This window comes from Hydrogenophaga sp. GW823-FHT04C09 (assembly GCF_058796355.1).
The window spans coordinates 26,174-41,686 of record NZ_JBXAIO010000011.1 but is presented as its reverse complement, the minus strand read 5'-3'; the positions used below and the strand labels follow the sequence as shown (position 1 = coordinate 41,686).

Sequence of the window (15,513 nt, the reverse complement as noted above, 5' to 3'; positions counted from 1 at the left end):
TCTTCTGTGTTGCGTTGACTCGGGAGAATCCCCGCGTCCATTACAGAAGACCGTGCGTGGCGCGGCGTTGCGCCACGTCAAACCGGCCGGAGACCTGGCCCCGCTGGTGCGGGTTGCTTGACGCAGGTCAAGCCACGCGCGTCAGTCGCGCAACAGCACGACCCGGCCGACGCCGCCCTGCACGATGCCCAGCGCCGACGCGGCCGCGCGGCTGAGGTCGATGATGCGGCCCGGCACGTGCGGGCCGCGGTCGTTGATGCGCACCGTCACCTCCTTGCCCGTGCGGGCGTGGCGCACGCGCACGCGGGTGCCGAACGGCAGGGTCTTGTGGGCCGCGGTGAGTTCGTTCATGTCGTAGACCTCGCCGCTGGCGGTGCGCCGGCCGTGGAAAGGCTCGCCGTACCAGGACGCCAGGCCCCGCGCGATGACGCTCTCGCTGGCGTCCGGGGTGTCGGTGTCGTCGGCCGAGGCATCGGGCACGCTGCCCAGGTCGGGCATGTCCGGCGCTCGCGTCGCGCAGCCGCCGAGCCACAACAAGGTGGCCAGCGCCAGCGTGACCGCGGGCTTGAGGCTCATGCAAGACCGAGGCGCTGGACGATGTCCGTCGTGGCCCCGCTCTGGTTCATGGTGTAGAAGTGCAGCCCCGGCACGCCGCCGCCGCGCAGGCGGTCGCACAGGTCGGTCACCACGTCCAGGCCGAAGGACTTGATGGACGCGGTGTCGTCGCCGAAGGCCTGCAGGCGCATGCGGATCCAGCGCGGGATCTCGGCGCCGCAGGCGTCGGAGAAGCGCATCAGCTGCGTGGAGCTGGTGATGGGCATGATGCCCGGCACCACCGGCACGTCCACGCCCACGCGCTGCAGCTCGTCACGGTAGCGGAAGTAGGCGTCGGCATTGAAGAAGTACTGCGTGATGCCCGAATCGGCACCGGCCTTCACCTTGGCCGCGAAGGCCTCGAGGTCGGCCTCGGGCGAGCGGGCCTGCGGGTGCGTTTCCGGGTAGGCCGCCACCTCGATGTGGAATCGGTCACCGGTCTCGGCGCGCACGAAGGCCACCAGGTCGCTGGCGTAGCGGAACTCGCCACCCACGCCGTAGCCGCTGGGCAGGTCACCGCGCAGGGCCACGATGCGGCGGATGCCGGCGGCCGCGTAGGCCGCCAGGCGCTCGCGGATGCTCGAGCTCGACTGGCCGATGCAGCTCAGGTGCGGCGCGGCGGGGCAGCCCTCGCCCATGATCTCGGTCACGGCCTGCAGCGTGCCGTCCTGCGTGGAGCCGCCGGCGCCAAAGGTCACCGAGCAGAACTCGGGCTTGAGCGCGTACAGCTGCTGGCGCACCGCGCGCAGCTTGACCGCGCCTTCGGGCGTCTTGGTCGGGAAAAATTCCAGGCTGATGGGAAGACTCACGGCCCCCTCCTTACATCACTTGCTCGCATACACAAAAAACTCGCGGTTGCCGTCACCCCCGGTGATCGCGCTCTCGACGTAGTCGCGCATCCGCAGGCCCTGCTCTTCGCAGGCCTGCGCGATGCGATCGCGCACGATGGCGTAACTCGCCGCGTCCTTCACCAGACCGCCCTTGCCGATGTGCCCGGGCTGCAGCTCGAACTGCGGCTTGACCAGCATCAGCATCTGCCCACCCGGCGCCAGCAGCGGCACCAGGGCCGGCCACACCAGGGTCTGCGAGATGAACGACAGGTCGCCCACGATCAGATCGAACGGCGCCGCGCCACCCGCGTCCTGCAGCGCCTGGGCCGAGAGATCGCGCGCGTTGCATTTTTCAATGCAGATCACGCGCGGATCGCCCTTGAGCTGCGGGTGCAGCTGGCCCTGGCCCACGTCCACACCCATGACCCGCGCCGCGCCCCGCTGCAACAGGCAGTCGGTGAAACCGCCGCTGCTCTGCCCCACATCAAGGCAGCGCAGGCCGCTCACGTCCAGGCCGGTGTGGCGCAGCGCGCCTTCCAGCTTGAGGCCGCCGCGCGACACATAGCGCGTCTCCGCCGTGTCCAGCAGGCGCAGCTCGGCCGCGTCGCGCAGCTCCTCGCCGTTCTTGGTGACCGCTGTCCAGTCGCCACCCGGCGCACGCCATTGCACGCCCGCGGCGATGAGCCGCTGGGCCTGCGAACGGGTAGCGGCCAGGCCGCGCTCGACGAGCAGCTGGTCGGCCCGCATGGGCGCGATCAATACCGGTAGGTGTCCGGCTTGTACGGGCCGGCCTTGCTCACGCCGATGTAGGCGGCCTGCTCGTCGGTCAGCTCGGTCAGCATGGCGCCAACCTTCTTCAGGTGCAGGCGCGCGACCTTCTCGTCCAGGTGCTTGGGCAGCACGTAGACCTGGCCCACTTCGTACTTCTTCGGCTGCGTGAACAGCTCGATCTGGGCAATGGTCTGGTTCGCGAACGAGCTCGACATCACGAAGCTGGGGTGGCCGGTGCCGCAGCCCAGGTTCACCAGGCGGCCCTTGGCCAGCATGATGATCTTCTTGCCGTCGGGGAACTTGACGTGGTCGACCTGCGGCTTGATCTCTTCCCATTCGTACTTCTCGATCGAGGCGATGTCGATCTCGTTGTCGAAGTGGCCGATGTTGCAGACGATGGCCTGGTCCTTCATCGCGGCCATGTGGTCGTGCGTGATGATGGATTTGTTGCCGGTGGTGGTCACGAAGATGTCGGCCTTGTCGGCGGCGTACTCCATGGTCACGACCTTGTAGCCTTCCATCGCGGCCTGCAGGGCGTTGATGGGGTCGATCTCGGTCACCCACACCTGGGCCGACAGCGCGCGCAGCGCCTGGGCCGAACCCTTGCCCACGTCACCGTAGCCGGCGACCACGGCGACCTTGCCGGCGATCATCACGTCGGTGGCGCGCTTGATGCCGTCGACCAGCGATTCGCGGCAGCCGTACAGGTTGTCGAACTTGCTCTTGGTCACCGAATCGTTCACGTTGATGGCGCGGAACGGCAGCGTGCCCTTGGCGCTCATTTCCTTCAGGCGGTGCACGCCGGTGGTGGTCTCTTCGGTCACGCCGATGATCTGGCTGGCCTTGCGGGTGTACCAGGTCGGGTCCTGCGCGAGCTTGGCCTTGATGGCGGCGAACAGGCAGGTTTCTTCTTCGCTGGTCGGCTTGCTGATGACCGAAAGGTCCTTCTCGGCCTTCTGGCCCAGGATCATCAGCAGCGTGGCGTCGCCGCCGTCGTCCAGGATCATGTTGGGGCCTTCGCCTTCGGTGCCGGCGGCGCCGAACTCAAAGATGCGGTGGGTGAAGTCCCAGTACTCGGCCAGGGTCTCGCCCTTGTGCGCGAACACCGGCGTGCCCTGCGCGACCAGCGCGGCGGCGGCGTGGTCTTGCGTGGAGAAGATGTTGCACGAAGCCCAGCGCACGCTCGCGCCCAGGGCCTGCAGGGTTTCGACCAGCACCGCGGTCTGGATCGTCATGTGGATGCTGCCGGTGATGCGCGCGCCCTTGAGCGGCTTGGCGGCGGCGAATTCCTCGCGGATGGCCATCAGGCCGGGCATTTCGGTTTCCGCGATGCGGATTTCCTTGCGGCCCCACTCGGCCAGGGAAAGGTCGGCGATCGCGCTGTCGGCGGTCGGGTTGTTCAGACGTGCATTCATGGTTCGCTCCGGAAAGGATGGACAAACCACATCTGGCATTGAGTCAAAAAGAACTCATCGCACGGGATGTGGATGAGCGTCGTTGCATGGATGGTCCGAGCCTCACGCCCCGCTGCTGAAGTGTTCAGTGGGGGCGCTGCAACGCTCCTCGGATCGCGCGATTCTACCGCAGCGGCCTCGATCTGCCCCCTGCCGCGCGTCGCCGGTGGCACCTGCGGCGCCCGGGGCCCTGTGCGACACTGCCCGCCTTCCATGCGCATGAATCCCCTCACCCTCTGGCCCGCCACGGACCGCGCCCGCATCCACGGCGTGCTGACCGACATCGACGACACCCTCACGACCGAGGGCGCGATCACCCCCGATGCCCTGGACGCCTTGCACCGCCTGCGCACCGCCGGCCTGCCGGTGTTCGCCATCACGGGCCGGCCCGCCGGCTGGAGCGAGGCCTTCGCGCTGGCCTGGCCGGTGGACGCCATCGTGGCCGAGAACGGCGCCGTGGCGCTGTGGCGCGGCGACTCGGGCGAACTCAGGCGCGACTACCTGCAGGACGCGGCCACGCGCGCCGCCCATTTCGCGAAGCTGCAGGCCACCGCGCGGCGCGTGCTCGCCGAGCTGCCGCAGGCCCGCCTGGCCACCGACAGCCCGGGGCGCGAGACCGACATCGCGATCGACCACAGCGAGTTCGCCCACCTGAGCGAAGCCGACATCGCCACGGTGGTGCAACTCATGAAAAGCGAGGGCCTCAACGCCACCGTGAGCTCCATCCACATCAACGGCTGGATCGGCGAGCACGACAAGCTGGCCGGTGCGCGCTGGATCGTGCGATCGCGCCTGGGCCGCTCGCTCGACGACGAACTCGACCGCTGGGTCTACGTCGGCGACTCGACCAACGACGCGCGCATGTTCGGCCATTTCCCGCACAGCGTGGGCGTGGCCAACGTCGCGCGCTTCTGGGGCGCGCTCACGCAACACCCGCGCTACGTGGCCGCGGGCGAGCGCGGCGCGGGCTTCACCGAGGTGGCCGACGCGGTGCTGGGCGCGCGGGCCGCGGGCGCATGAGCGAACACCCGCTGCCGCCCACCGGCCCCCTGCCGGAGCACCCACCCGCCCAGGCCCGGCTCGGCCTGGTCGCGATCTTCGGCTCCACCTTCTTCGAGCTGGTGGGCTACTTCATGCTCACGCCGCTGCTGCTGTTGCGCCTCAAGGGCGGCGGCGAATCGACCGCGCTGGCCGGTGTGTTCGCCGCCAGCGGCTGGCTCGGCGTGTTCTTCATGACGCCGTTCGCTTCGGCCATCACGCAGCGCCTGGGCCGGCGGCCCACGCTGTGGCTGGCCGCGCTGATCCCGGTGATCGCCACCGCCGGCTTCGCCTTCACGCCGCTGCTGTGGCTCTGGTTCGTGTTCAAGATCGCCGCCGGCATGGCCTCGGGCCTGCGCTGGGTGCTGGCCGAGGCCGTGGTGGCCGAGTTCTCGCCGCCCGGGCAGCGCGGGCGCTACGTGGGCATCTTCGAGACCATGGTGGGCATCACCTTCGTGGTCGGCCCGCTCATGCTGGCCTGGGTCGGCGCCGACAGCGACGCGGCCCTGTGGATCGCGCTCGGCTTCATGGCCATCGGCCTGGTCTGGAGCCTGCTGATCCCGCGCCTGCCCGACGCGGCCGACGCGCACAGCGCGAAGGTGGGCCTGTCGGGCGTGTGGCACGCGCTGCTGGCCCATCCGCTGATCATGACCGTGGGCTTCGTCGGCGGTTTCTTCGAAAGCGGCCTCACGTCCATCCTGCCGCTCTACGGCCTGGCGCTGGGCCTGGGCGCCACCGTGGCGGCGCTGCTGGTCTCGGCCAGCGGCCTGGGCAGCGCGCTCATGATGCTGCCGGCCGGCGTGCTGGCCGACCGCATGGCCCACCACCCGGCGCAGCGCTGGGGCGACGGCCACCGCGCGCGCCTGGCGATCATGCGGGTCTGCGCCCTGATCACCCTGCTGGCCACCTTGGTCATCCCCTTCGTGGCCGGCACGCCCTGGCTGGCCGCGCCCGTGGCCTTCCTCTGGGGCGGCGCGGGCGGTTGTCTGTACACGCTGGCGATGATCGACATCGGCTCGCGCGAGGAAGGCATCACCCTGGTCAACAGCACCGCCGTGCTGGTGCTGTCCTACACCCTGGGCGGGGTGCTCGCGCCCGCGCTGGGCGCCGCCGCGCTGCAGTGGGCGCCCACGCTGGGCTTCCCGGCCCTGCTGCTGTCGGTCGCCGGCCTGGGCTGGTGGCTGTTGAGACGGACCGTTTCGGCCCCATCTGAAGGAACCCCACGCGGCTGAGGGCCTCCTAACCTGACAAGAGAAAGGATCTCCTCATGGCCATTCCCTGGCTGGTTGCCCTGAAAGTGATCCCCTGGGGGGACGTGATCGAACACGCGCCCACGGTGCTCAACGCCGCGCGCAAGCTGCTGGACCGCTCGAAGGCGCCACCCGCCGGCACGACCGCGCCGGTGCCGCTGGACCTGGGCGACGCCCCGCCCACCCTGGGGGAACTCAAGAACCGCCTGATCGAAGCGCGGCAGCTGATCGACCAGCAGGCCGCGGTGCAGGCCCAGATGGCGCAGACCCTGACCGAACTGGCCGAGCAGAACGCGCGCCTGGTGGGTGCCGTGGACCTGCTGCGCAAGCGCACGCGCCTGCTGATGGGGGCCCTGGCCGTGCTGGCGGTGGGCGTGGTCTGGCTGCTCGCGCGCTGAGCGCTCAGCCGCCGCGTTCGGCCTGCAACGCCGCGTCGCACCCCACGCCGGCCGCGATCCAGCGCCGCGCCAGCCGCTGGAACACCGGCGCCGCCCAGCGCCAGCGCGGGCCCAGCACGCCCCGCGCGTCGGTGATGGCGCCACAGCGGTAGACCGACAAGGCGCCGTCCCAGCGCAGCGCGTCGCACGCGCCCACGCGCTTGCGCGAAATCACCCGCCCCAAAGGACAAGGCTCGGCCAGGCAACACACCCCGCAGCCGTTGCACGGCGCGCCCAGAACCGGCTTGGCCGGCGCCTCGGCGTGGATGTGGATGACCTGGCCCTCGGGCATCACGTCCTGGCCAGCACCGGCCCCAGCACACGCCCGGTGTGCGTGTCCAGGCGCACCACCTCGTCGGGTGGCGCGGCGGCCACGATGCGGCCCCCGCCGTTGCCACCCTCGGGGCCCAGGTCGATGATCCAGTCGGCCTCGGCCATCACGTCCAGGTCGTGCTCGATCACCACCACGCTGTGGCCGCCGTCCACCAGGCGGTGCAGCACGCGAATCAGCTTCTCCACGTCGGCCATGTGCAGGCCCACCGTGGGCTCGTCGAGCACGTAGAGCGTGTGCGGTGGCTTCTGGCCCCGGCGCGTGACGTCGTCGCGCACCTTGCTGAGTTCGGTCACCAGCTTGATGCGCTGCGCCTCGCCGCCGCTGAGCGTCGGGCTGGGCTGGCCCAGCGTGAGGTAGCCCAGGCCCACGTCCTTGAGCAGCTGCAGCGGGTGGCTGATGTTGGGCATGCTGGCGAAGAAGTCCACCGCCTCGTCCACCTCCATCTGCAACACGTCGCCGATGCTCTTGCCCTTCCAGGTCACGGCCAGCGTCTCGGGGTTGAAGCGCGCGCCGTGGCAGACCTCGCAGGGCACCTTCACGTCGGGCAGGAAGCTCATCTCGATGGTGCGCATGCCCTGCCCTTCGCAGCCCGGGCAGCGGCCTTCGCCGGTGTTGAAGCTGAAGCGGCCGGGGCCGTAGCCGCGCGCCTTGGCCTCCAGCGTGTCGGCGAACAGCTTGCGCACCGTGTCCCAGAAGCCGATGTAGGTGGCTGGGCAGCTGCGCGGCGTCTTGCCGATCGGCGTCTGATCGACTTCGAGCACGCGGTCCACGGTCTCGAAACCACTCACGCTGGCGCAGCCGCTCCAGGCGGGGTGCTTGCCCTTGTCCATGGCGTCGCGCCCGGCCTTGGTGCTGCGCTGGCTCACGGCGGCGGCCACGTTGGTCAGCAGCACGTCGCGCGCGAGCGTGGACTTGCCCGAGCCCGACACGCCGGTGATGACCACCAGGCGCTGCAGCGGCACCGCGGCGTCGAGCTCGTTCAGGTTGTGCAGCTTCGCGCCGCGCACGCGCAGCCAGGGCGCGCTGTCGTCCAGCGCCGGCAGCACGCCACGGCGCGCCTGCAGCGGGTGCTTCATCGCGTGCAGCAGGTAGCGCCCGGTCACCGAGTCGGCGTTGGCCGAGAGGTCGTCCACCGACCCCTGGGCCACCACGCGCCCGCCGCGCTTGCCCGCGCTCGGGCCGATGTCGATGATGTGGTCGGCGCGGCGGATGGTGTCCTCGTCGTGCTCCACCACCACCAGGGTGTTGCCCTGGTCGCCGAGCTTGTGCAGCGCGTTGAGCAGGATGGCGTTGTCGCGCGCGTGCAGGCCGATGGTGGGCTCGTCGAGCACGTAACACACGCCCTGCAGGTTGCTGCCCAGCTGCGCCGCCAGGCGGATGCGCTGCGCCTCGCCGCCGCTGAGCGTGGGCGCGCCGCGGTCCAGCGTGAGGTAGTTCAGGCCCACCTCTTCGAGGAAGGCCAGCCGGCTTTCGATCTCGGGCAGCAGGTCGCGCGCGATGTCGGCCTCGCGCGCGCTGAGCGCCAGGTCTTGCATCAACCCTTGCACCCAGGCGCGCACCTCGCGCACCGAAAGGCGGGCCACGTCGGCGATGCCCACGCCGGCGAAACGCACCGAGCGGGCCTGCAGGTTCAGGCGCTTGCCCGAGCAGAACGGGCAGACCTCGTCCGTCACGCCATCCACCTCGGGTTCGGCAAAACTCTGCTCGCGGCCTTTTTCCTTGTCGTCGCGCACCGAATCGTCCAGCGCCTTGAGCTGGTCGCGCGAGAGCTTCACGCCGGTGCCCACGCAGTCGGGGCACCAGCCATGTTTGCTGTTGTACGAGAAGAGGCGCGGGTCGAGTTCGGGGTAGCTGGTGGCGCACTCCGGGCAGGCGCGCGTGGTGGAAAACACCTCCAGCTTGCCGAGCTCGCGCGTGGACCGGCCTTCGGCCAGCGCCTGGGCCAGGCCGTCCAGCGGCGAGAGCACGTGCACCTGGCCCTTGCCGATCTCCAGCGCCTTGGTGAGCTGCTGGCGCAGCGCGGTCTCGTCGTCGGCGCTGACCACGAAGTCGGCCACCGGCAGTTCGATGGTGTGCTCCTTGAAGCGGTCGATGCGCGGGAAGCCGGTGGTGGGCAGGAACTCGCCGTCCACCCGCAGGTGGGTGTGGCCACGCGGGCGCGCCCAGTCGGCCAGCTCGGTGTACACGCCCTTGCGGTTGACCACCAGCGGCGCGAGCAGGCCGATGTGCCGGCCCTTGTAGCGCGCCAGGATGGCGGCGACGATGCTGTCGGGGCTTTGCGGCATCACGACCGCGCCGTCGTACATGCAGTGCTGCGTGCCCAGCTTCACGTACAGCAGGCGCAGGAAATGCCAGACCTCGGTGGTGGTGCCCACGGTGGACTTGCGGCCACCGCGCGAGAGGCGCTGCTCGATCGCCACCGTGGGCGGGATGCCATAGACCGCGTCCACCTCGGGCCGGCCCGCGGGCTGCACGATGCTGCGCGCATAGGCGTTGAGGCTCTCCAGGTAACGCCTCTGGCCTTCGTTGAACAGGATGTCGAAAGCCAGCGTGGACTTGCCCGAGCCGCTCACGCCGGAGATGACGTTGAACTTGCCGCGCGGAATGTCCACGCTCAGGTTCTTGAGGTTGTGCTCCTTGGCGTTGACGATGCGGATGGCGTGGGCGTGTGGCCCCTCGTTGCGCGCGCGCGCCGGCTGCAGGCCCTTGGCCCGGCCTTCGCGCACTTCGTGCACCTCGCCCATGGCCAGCGCGTACTCGCGCAAAGCCTTCGCGGTGTGGCTGCTGGCGTGTTCGCGCACGGCCTCGGGCGGGCCCTCGGCCACGATCAGGCCGCCCGCATCGCCGCCCTCGGGACCCAGGTCGATCAGCCAGTCGGCCGAGCGGATCACGTCCAGGTTGTGCTCGATCACCACCAGCGAGTGGCCGGCGTCGAGCAGCTTGCGCAGGCTGCGCATGAGCTTGGCGATGTCGTCGAAGTGCAGGCCGGTGGTGGGCTCGTCGAACAGGAACAGCGTGCCCTTGCGCGCCACCGCCTGGCGGCTCGCGCTGCTGTTCTTCGAAGCCTCGGCCAGGAAGCCCGCGAGCTTGAGGCGCTGCGCCTCGCCGCCCGAGAGCGTGGGCACGGGCTGGCCCAGCTTCACGTACTCCAGGCCCACGTCCACGATGGGCTGCAGCACGCGGATCACCTCGCGGTCGCCCGCGAACAGCGCGGCGGCCTCGCTCACGGTGAGGTCCAGCACGTCGGCCACGTTGAGCGAACGGCCTCCGCGCTGGATCTTCACCTCCAGGATTTCGGGCCGGTAGCGTTTGCCGTCGCAGTCCGGGCAGCGCAGGTACACGTCGCTCAGGAACTGCATCTCCACGTGCTCGAAGCCCGAGCCGCCGCAGGTGGGGCAGCGCCCGTCGCCGCTGTTGAAGCTGAACTTGGCCGGCGTGTAACTGCGCTGGCGCGACAACGGCGCCTCGGCGAACAGCGAGCGGATCGCGTCCCACGCGCCCACGTAGCTCACCGGGTTGGAGCGCGCCGTCTTGCCGATGGGCGACTGGTCGACGAACACGACCTCGCTCAGGTGGTCGGCCCCGAGCAGGCGGTCGTGCGCGCCCGGGCTCTCGGTGGACTTGCCGAAGTGGCGCAGCAGCGCGGGCGCCAGCACGTCCTGGATCAGGCTGGACTTGCCCGAGCCGGACACGCCGGTGACCACCACCAGGCGTTGCAGCGGGAACTCGACCGACACGTCCTTGAGGTTGTGTTCGCGCGCGCCTTCGAGGATGAGGCGCGGCGTGCTGTCGGTGACCATGCGCTTGAAGCCCATGCCGATGGTCTTGCGCGAACCGAGGTAGGCGCCGGTGAGGGTGTCGGCCGAGCGGATCGCTTCGGGCGTGCCGTCGAACACGATCTGCCCGCCGCGCTCGCCCGGGCCCGGGCCCATGTCGATCAGGCGGTCGGCCGCGAGCATCACGGCCGGGTCGTGCTCCACCACCACCAGCGTGTTGCCCGCGTCGCGCAGGCGCAGCATGGCGTCGTTGATGCGCGCCATGTCGCGCGGGTGCAGGCCGATGCTGGGTTCGTCGAGCACGAACAGGGTGTTCACCAGCGAGGTGCCCAGCGCGGTGGTGAGGTTGATGCGCTGCACCTCGCCGCCACTGAGCGTGCGGCTCTGGCGGTCCAGCGTGAGGTAGCCGATGCCGACCTCGCACAGGTAGCGGATGCGGGTGTTGATTTCCTCGAACAGCAGGCGCAAGGCCTGGGCCTGGCCGGCGGCGGCCGTGTCGCTGCCCACGGGCGCCAGCGTGGCGTCGAGCGCGGCGAAGAAGCCGCGCAGCTTGTCCAGCGGCATCAGCATCAGGTCGTGCAGGCACAGACCGGGCATGGCTTCGAGCTGCGCGCGGCTCCACTTCACGCCCTGCGGCAGGTAGCGCTTCTGCGCGGGCAGCACCGCGTCGGCCTGGGCCTTGCTGCCGATGCGCCAGAGCAGGCTGTCGGTCTTGAGGCGCGCGCCGTGGCAGCTCGGGCACTCGGTGTAGCTGCGGTACTTGGACAGCAGCACCCGGATGTGCATCTTGTAGGCCTTGCTCTCCAGGTACTCGAAGAAGCGGTCGACGCCGTACCACTGCTGGTTCCACTTGCCGTTCCACAAGGGCGAACCGGCCTTCACCCAGTGCTGCTGCTCGGGCGTGAGCTTGGCCCAGGGTGTGTCGCGCGGGATGCCGGCGGACTCGGCGTGCCGCATCATGTCGTCCTGGCATTCCTTCCACGCGGGTGTCTGGAACACCTTGACCGCGCCGGCGCGCAGCGTGAGCTTGTCGTTGGGGATGACCAGGCCGTAGTCCACACCGATCACGCGCCCGAAGCCCCGGCAGGCCTCGCAGGCGCCCACCGCCGAGTTGAACGAGAACATCGAGGGCGTGGGTTCGCTGTAGCGGATGTCGCTTTCCGGGCAGTGCAGACCGGTGCTGAAGCGCCAGATCTCGGGCTCGCCTTCTTCGGCCAGCACATAGACCATCAGCTTGCCGCTGCCGCGCTTGAGCCCGGCTTCGATCGCCTCCATCGCGCGCGCCGGCTCGACCGTGCCGATGCGGAAGCGGTCGGCCACCACGTCGAGCACCTTGACCGATTCGCTGGCCACCGCCTTGGCCTTGCCCTTGGCGGGGGTCTTGGACTCCACCGGCGCCACCTCGCGCTGCACCACCCGCTCGGCCTGCACGCGGGTGTAACCGCTGGCCGAGAGCCATTGTTCGACTTCCTCAGCGGTGGTGCTGGCCGGCAACTCCACCGGGAAAGTCAGCACCAGGCGCGGATCGCCCTGGCGCGCCGCGCGCGCCTTGAGCTCGGCATAGATCGATTCGGGCGAATCGTGCCGCACCGGCAGCGCGGTCTCGCGGTCGAACAGGTCGGCGCCGCGCGCGAACAGCAGCTTGAGGTGGTCGTTGAGCTCCGTCATGGTGCCCACGGTGGAGCGCGAGGAGCGCACCGGGTTGGTCTGGTCGATCGCGATCGCCGGCGGCACACCGTCGACCCGGTCGACGGCCGGTTTGTCCATGCGGTCCAGGAACTGGCGCGCGTAGGCGCTGAAGGTCTCGACGTAGCGGCGCTGGCCTTCGGCGAACAGGGTGTCGAACACGAGGCTGGACTTGCCCGAGCCGCTGGGCCCGGTGACCACGGTGAGCTCACCCGTGCGGATGTCGAGGTCGAGGTTCTTGAGGTTGTGCTGGCGCGCGCCCCGGATGCGGATCAGCCCGGAGCCGCCTTCCGTCGGGTGGTCGCGCCCTTCGGCCTCGGACACGGTTGAAATCGCGCCCACGGGTGGATCGGCGGGCAGAAAGGCATCGGACATGCATGGGCTCCAGAGGGGGACGCAAAGATTCTACGGAGGGGTGTGACAAAACATCGGTGCGGTAGGTCATATCCACAATTTCCCGCGCCCGCGGGCTGCATAGACTCGGCTCACCCAAGGAGACGCCTATATGAAACGGATTCGCTTGTTTTCAAGCCCGGTCTGGACCGCCTGGGGGCTGGCCGGGCTGCTGGTGTTCGCGGCCCCCGCCTGGGCCCAGCTGCGCGTGGGCATGCCCTCGGGCTTCAGCGGCTCGGTGGCGGCGGGGGTGAAGGAGAACCACGAGGGGGCCCAGCTGTACTTCGACACCATCAACGCGCGCGGCGGTGTCAACGGCCAGAAGATCGAGCTGATCACGGTGGACGACAAGTTCGACCCCAAGGTCACGGTGGAGGTGGCGCGCGAACTGATCACGAAACAGCGGGTGCTGGCCCTGTTCCTGAACCGCGGCACGCCGCATTCGCAGGCCCTGCTGCCCATGCTGGCCGAGCTCAAGGTGCCGCTGGTCGGGCCAAGCACCGGCGCCATGGCGCTGCACCAGCCGGTCAACCCCTGGGTGTTCAACGTGCGCGCCACCTACCAGCGCGAGGCCGCCAAGGCCATCGAACACCTGGCGAGCATCGGCATCACGCGCATCGCGGTGCTGGAGACCGACGATTCCTTCGGCGCCGATTCGGCGGCCGGGGCGCTCAAGGGCTTCGACAAGGCCAAGCTCAAGCCGGTGCTGCATGAAAAGTTCCCGCGCGACAAACCCGACTTCACCGAGCTGTCCAAGCGGGTCAACGAGAGCAACGCGCAGGCGGTGATGGTGATCGGCTCGGCCGGCAACACCGCCAACGCGGTCAAGGCGGTGCGCACCGCCGGTTCGCGCGCGCAGGTGGTCACGCTCTCGAACAACGCCTCGGACGGCTTCATCAAGCTGCTGGGCGAACACGCGCGCGGCGTGATCGTGACGCAGGTGTTCCCCAACGAGCGCTCGGTGGCCTATGGCCTGATCAAGGAAGCGCAGGAATTCGCCAAGGCCAAGGGCCTGGCGGGTGTGTCGCCCGCCATGATGGAAGGCTACGCCGCCGCCAAGGTGCTGACCGAAGGCCTGCGCCGCGCCGGCCCGAATCCCACGCCCGTGGCCCTGCGCGACGCGCTGGAGAACCTGAAGAGCTACGACCTGGGTGGCCTGACCGTGCATTACAGCCCGAGCAACCACACCGGGCTGGATTTCGCCGACCTGTCCATCGTGGACGCCAGCGGCAAATTCCGCCGCTGACCCCAAAAAAAGACGCGGCACCGGGCGGCGCCGCGTCAACACCCCACAAAGGGCCCCTTGCGCGCCGGGCTACAACATGCCCGACAGGAACAGGATCGCCGTCGTGGCGGCGTACTCGAATTCGACGAAGGCCTCGAAGTCCCGGCCCGTGGTGAACGCGGGCGTCCAGCCATGGCGCTCGGCGGCCTGCCGCCAGGCCGGCGACTTCACGGCCTCGGCCACCGCCTGCGTGAGCGCGGCGCGCTGAGCGTCGCTGATGCCGGGCGCGCCGTAAACGCCGCGCCAGTTGCCGATGGTGACGTCGTAGCCCTGCTCCTTGAGCGTGGGCACGTCCGGCAAGCCGGGCAGGCGCCGTTGCGCGGTCACACCGAGCAAGCGCAGCTGGCCTCGGGCGATGCCCTGGGCCAGTTCCCCGTAGCCACCGCCCACCACATCGATCTCGCCCTTGAGCAGGGCGGCCACCGCGTCCGCGCCGCCGCCATGGGGCAGGTAGCGGATCTCCCGCGGCGGCACGCGCAGGCTGCGCGCGAACATCGAGACGGCGATGTGCTCGGTCGAGGCCTTCGAACCGCCCCCGAAGCGCACGCTGCCGGGGGCCTGGCGCAGCCGCTCGGCGACGGCGCCCAGCGACCGGATCGGGGAGCCGGCGGCCACGGCGAAGGCGCTGTACTCGCTGGTGAGGCGAGCGATCGGCGTGCACTGCTGCAGCTGGCGCAGCGGGGTCTTCGACGACACCAGGCCACCGATCATGACCGCGCCCATGATCAGCAGGGCATTCGGCTGACCCCGCGCCGCCTGGACGAAGGCGGCCAGGCCCAGGGTGCCCGCGGCGCCGCCCTGGTTGTAGTAGACGGCCTCGCGGTAGCGCCCGGTCGCGACCATCGCCGCACCGAGCGCGCGGCCGGTGGCGTCCCAGCCGCCGCCCGCGCTCGCGGGGATCAGCACGGACAGGCGATCCGCGCCGCTGGCGCGCGCGGGCAGGCAAGACGCCGCCGCCCAGCCGCCCAGTGCCATGAGGAATTGATTGCGCCGCATGTCTCCTCCGGTGTGGCGCGGCACGGCGCGCCATCTGTGGAAGAGATGCTAGGAAGCCCCGCTGTCAACTCGCTGTCAGCGGGTCAGGCAGGGGCCCCATCCAAGGGTTCACCCCGATGGGCAGGCGCCGAACAGTCGGCCCTCAGCCCTTGACGATCAGCACCGGCACCTTGGCGTGCGTCAGCACCTTCTGCGCCACGCTGCCCAGGATCAGCGCCTTCACGCCCTGGCGGCCGTGCGAGCCCATCACGATCAGGTCGCAGCCTTCGGCCTCGGCCGTTTCGATGATGCCTTCGTAGACCACGTTGCGTTCGATGGTGTCACCCGCCGCGAACACCACGCCCTGGGCCTCGCAGGCCTGGCGCACCGCGTCCAGCGCCTGGCCGGCCGCGCTCTTGGCTTCGGTCAGGTAGGCCTGCAGGCCCACGGCCGAGGCGTCGCCGATGCCGATGTACGGAAACGGGTCGATCACGTTGACGCCGATGATCTGCGCGTTCAGGCTCTTGGCCAGCCCCAACGCGACCGTGGTGGCCTGCGCGGCCAGCGTGGAACCGTCGGTGGGCACGAGAATTTTCTTGAACATGGTGGCGCTCCTTGCATGAGATGTGAACCGCCCCACCCGTCGGGCGGAGGGTTCATCGTAGGAGTCCCGTCAATCTGCCGCGTTGA

At 69.8% G+C, this 15,513-nt stretch carries 12 protein-coding genes and 1 riboswitch; of the genes, 4 read left to right on the top strand and 8 right to left on the bottom strand.

What is annotated here, in order from left to right; all coding sequences use genetic code 11:
• Positions 1-141: 141 nt before the first annotated feature.
• The 4 genes from AC1Q9M_RS23695 to ahcY are packed head-to-tail and all read right to left on the bottom strand — an operon-like array spanning position 142 to position 3,610.
• Positions 142-576, bottom strand: a complete 435-nt coding sequence (locus AC1Q9M_RS23695) for a septal ring lytic transglycosylase RlpA family protein (protein ID WP_382162399.1) — start codon at positions 574-576, stop codon at positions 142-144.
• Positions 573-1,403, bottom strand: a complete 831-nt coding sequence (metF, locus tag AC1Q9M_RS23690; protein WP_492436066.1) for a methylenetetrahydrofolate reductase [NAD(P)H] — start codon at positions 1,401-1,403, stop codon at positions 573-575. The genes AC1Q9M_RS23695 and metF overlap by 4 nt, the downstream gene beginning before the upstream one ends.
• A 15-nt stretch (positions 1,404-1,418) precedes the next feature.
• Positions 1,419-2,171, bottom strand: a complete 753-nt coding sequence (locus tag AC1Q9M_RS23685) for a TlyA family RNA methyltransferase (RefSeq protein ID WP_492436064.1) — start codon at positions 2,169-2,171, stop codon at positions 1,419-1,421.
• Between the two features lie 8 nt (positions 2,172-2,179).
• Positions 2,180-3,610, bottom strand: coding sequence for an adenosylhomocysteinase (gene ahcY / locus AC1Q9M_RS23680; RefSeq protein ID WP_492436063.1), 1,431 nt, complete (start codon positions 3,608-3,610; stop codon positions 2,180-2,182).
• A gap of 67 nt (positions 3,611-3,677) precedes the next feature.
• Positions 3,678-3,766: riboswitch (S-adenosyl-L-homocysteine riboswitch) on the bottom strand.
• A 102-nt stretch (positions 3,767-3,868) separates the two neighbouring features.
• On the opposite strand from ahcY, the gene AC1Q9M_RS23675 reads away from it, so the two are divergent.
• From AC1Q9M_RS23675 to AC1Q9M_RS23665, 3 genes are read left to right on the top strand one after another with little or no spacing between them, the layout of a single operon-like run.
• A complete protein-coding gene (locus AC1Q9M_RS23675; RefSeq protein ID WP_382328840.1) occupies positions 3,869-4,669 on the top strand; it encodes an HAD-IIB family hydrolase in 801 nt (266 codons plus the stop codon).
• Positions 4,666-5,919, top strand: a complete 1,254-nt coding sequence (locus AC1Q9M_RS23670) for an MFS transporter (protein ID WP_492436061.1) — start codon at positions 4,666-4,668, stop codon at positions 5,917-5,919. The genes AC1Q9M_RS23675 and AC1Q9M_RS23670 overlap by 4 nt, the downstream gene beginning before the upstream one ends.
• 35 nt (positions 5,920-5,954) lie before the next feature.
• A complete protein-coding gene (locus AC1Q9M_RS23665; protein WP_444688929.1) occupies positions 5,955-6,335 on the top strand; it encodes a hypothetical protein in 381 nt (126 codons plus the stop codon).
• A 4-nt stretch (positions 6,336-6,339) separates the two neighbouring features.
• Here AC1Q9M_RS23665 and AC1Q9M_RS23660 read toward each other — a convergent pair whose 3' ends face one another.
• A complete protein-coding gene (locus AC1Q9M_RS23660; RefSeq protein ID WP_382323022.1) occupies positions 6,340-6,666 on the bottom strand; it encodes a hypothetical protein in 327 nt (108 codons plus the stop codon).
• Entirely contained in the window at positions 6,666-12,545 is a 5,880-nt protein-coding gene (gene uvrA, locus AC1Q9M_RS23655) for an excinuclease ABC subunit UvrA (RefSeq protein ID WP_492436058.1), read from the bottom strand. The genes AC1Q9M_RS23660 and uvrA overlap by 1 nt, the downstream gene beginning before the upstream one ends.
• Positions 12,546-12,675: 130 nt before the next feature.
• Between uvrA and AC1Q9M_RS23650 the strand changes: the two genes are divergently transcribed.
• Complete coding sequence (locus AC1Q9M_RS23650) at positions 12,676-13,809, top strand: ABC transporter substrate-binding protein (protein WP_492436056.1); 1,134 nt, start codon at positions 12,676-12,678, stop codon at positions 13,807-13,809.
• Between the two features lie 69 nt (positions 13,810-13,878).
• Here AC1Q9M_RS23650 and AC1Q9M_RS23645 read toward each other — a convergent pair whose 3' ends face one another.
• Together AC1Q9M_RS23645 and AC1Q9M_RS23640 are read right to left on the bottom strand one after the other, a co-directional pair.
• Positions 13,879-14,844, bottom strand: coding sequence for a Bug family tripartite tricarboxylate transporter substrate binding protein (locus AC1Q9M_RS23645; protein ID WP_492436054.1), 966 nt, complete (start codon positions 14,842-14,844; stop codon positions 13,879-13,881).
• A 142-nt stretch (positions 14,845-14,986) separates the two neighbouring features.
• Complete coding sequence (locus AC1Q9M_RS23640) at positions 14,987-15,427, bottom strand: universal stress protein (RefSeq protein ID WP_291120538.1); 441 nt, start codon at positions 15,425-15,427, stop codon at positions 14,987-14,989.
• Positions 15,428-15,513 lie beyond the last annotated feature (86 nt).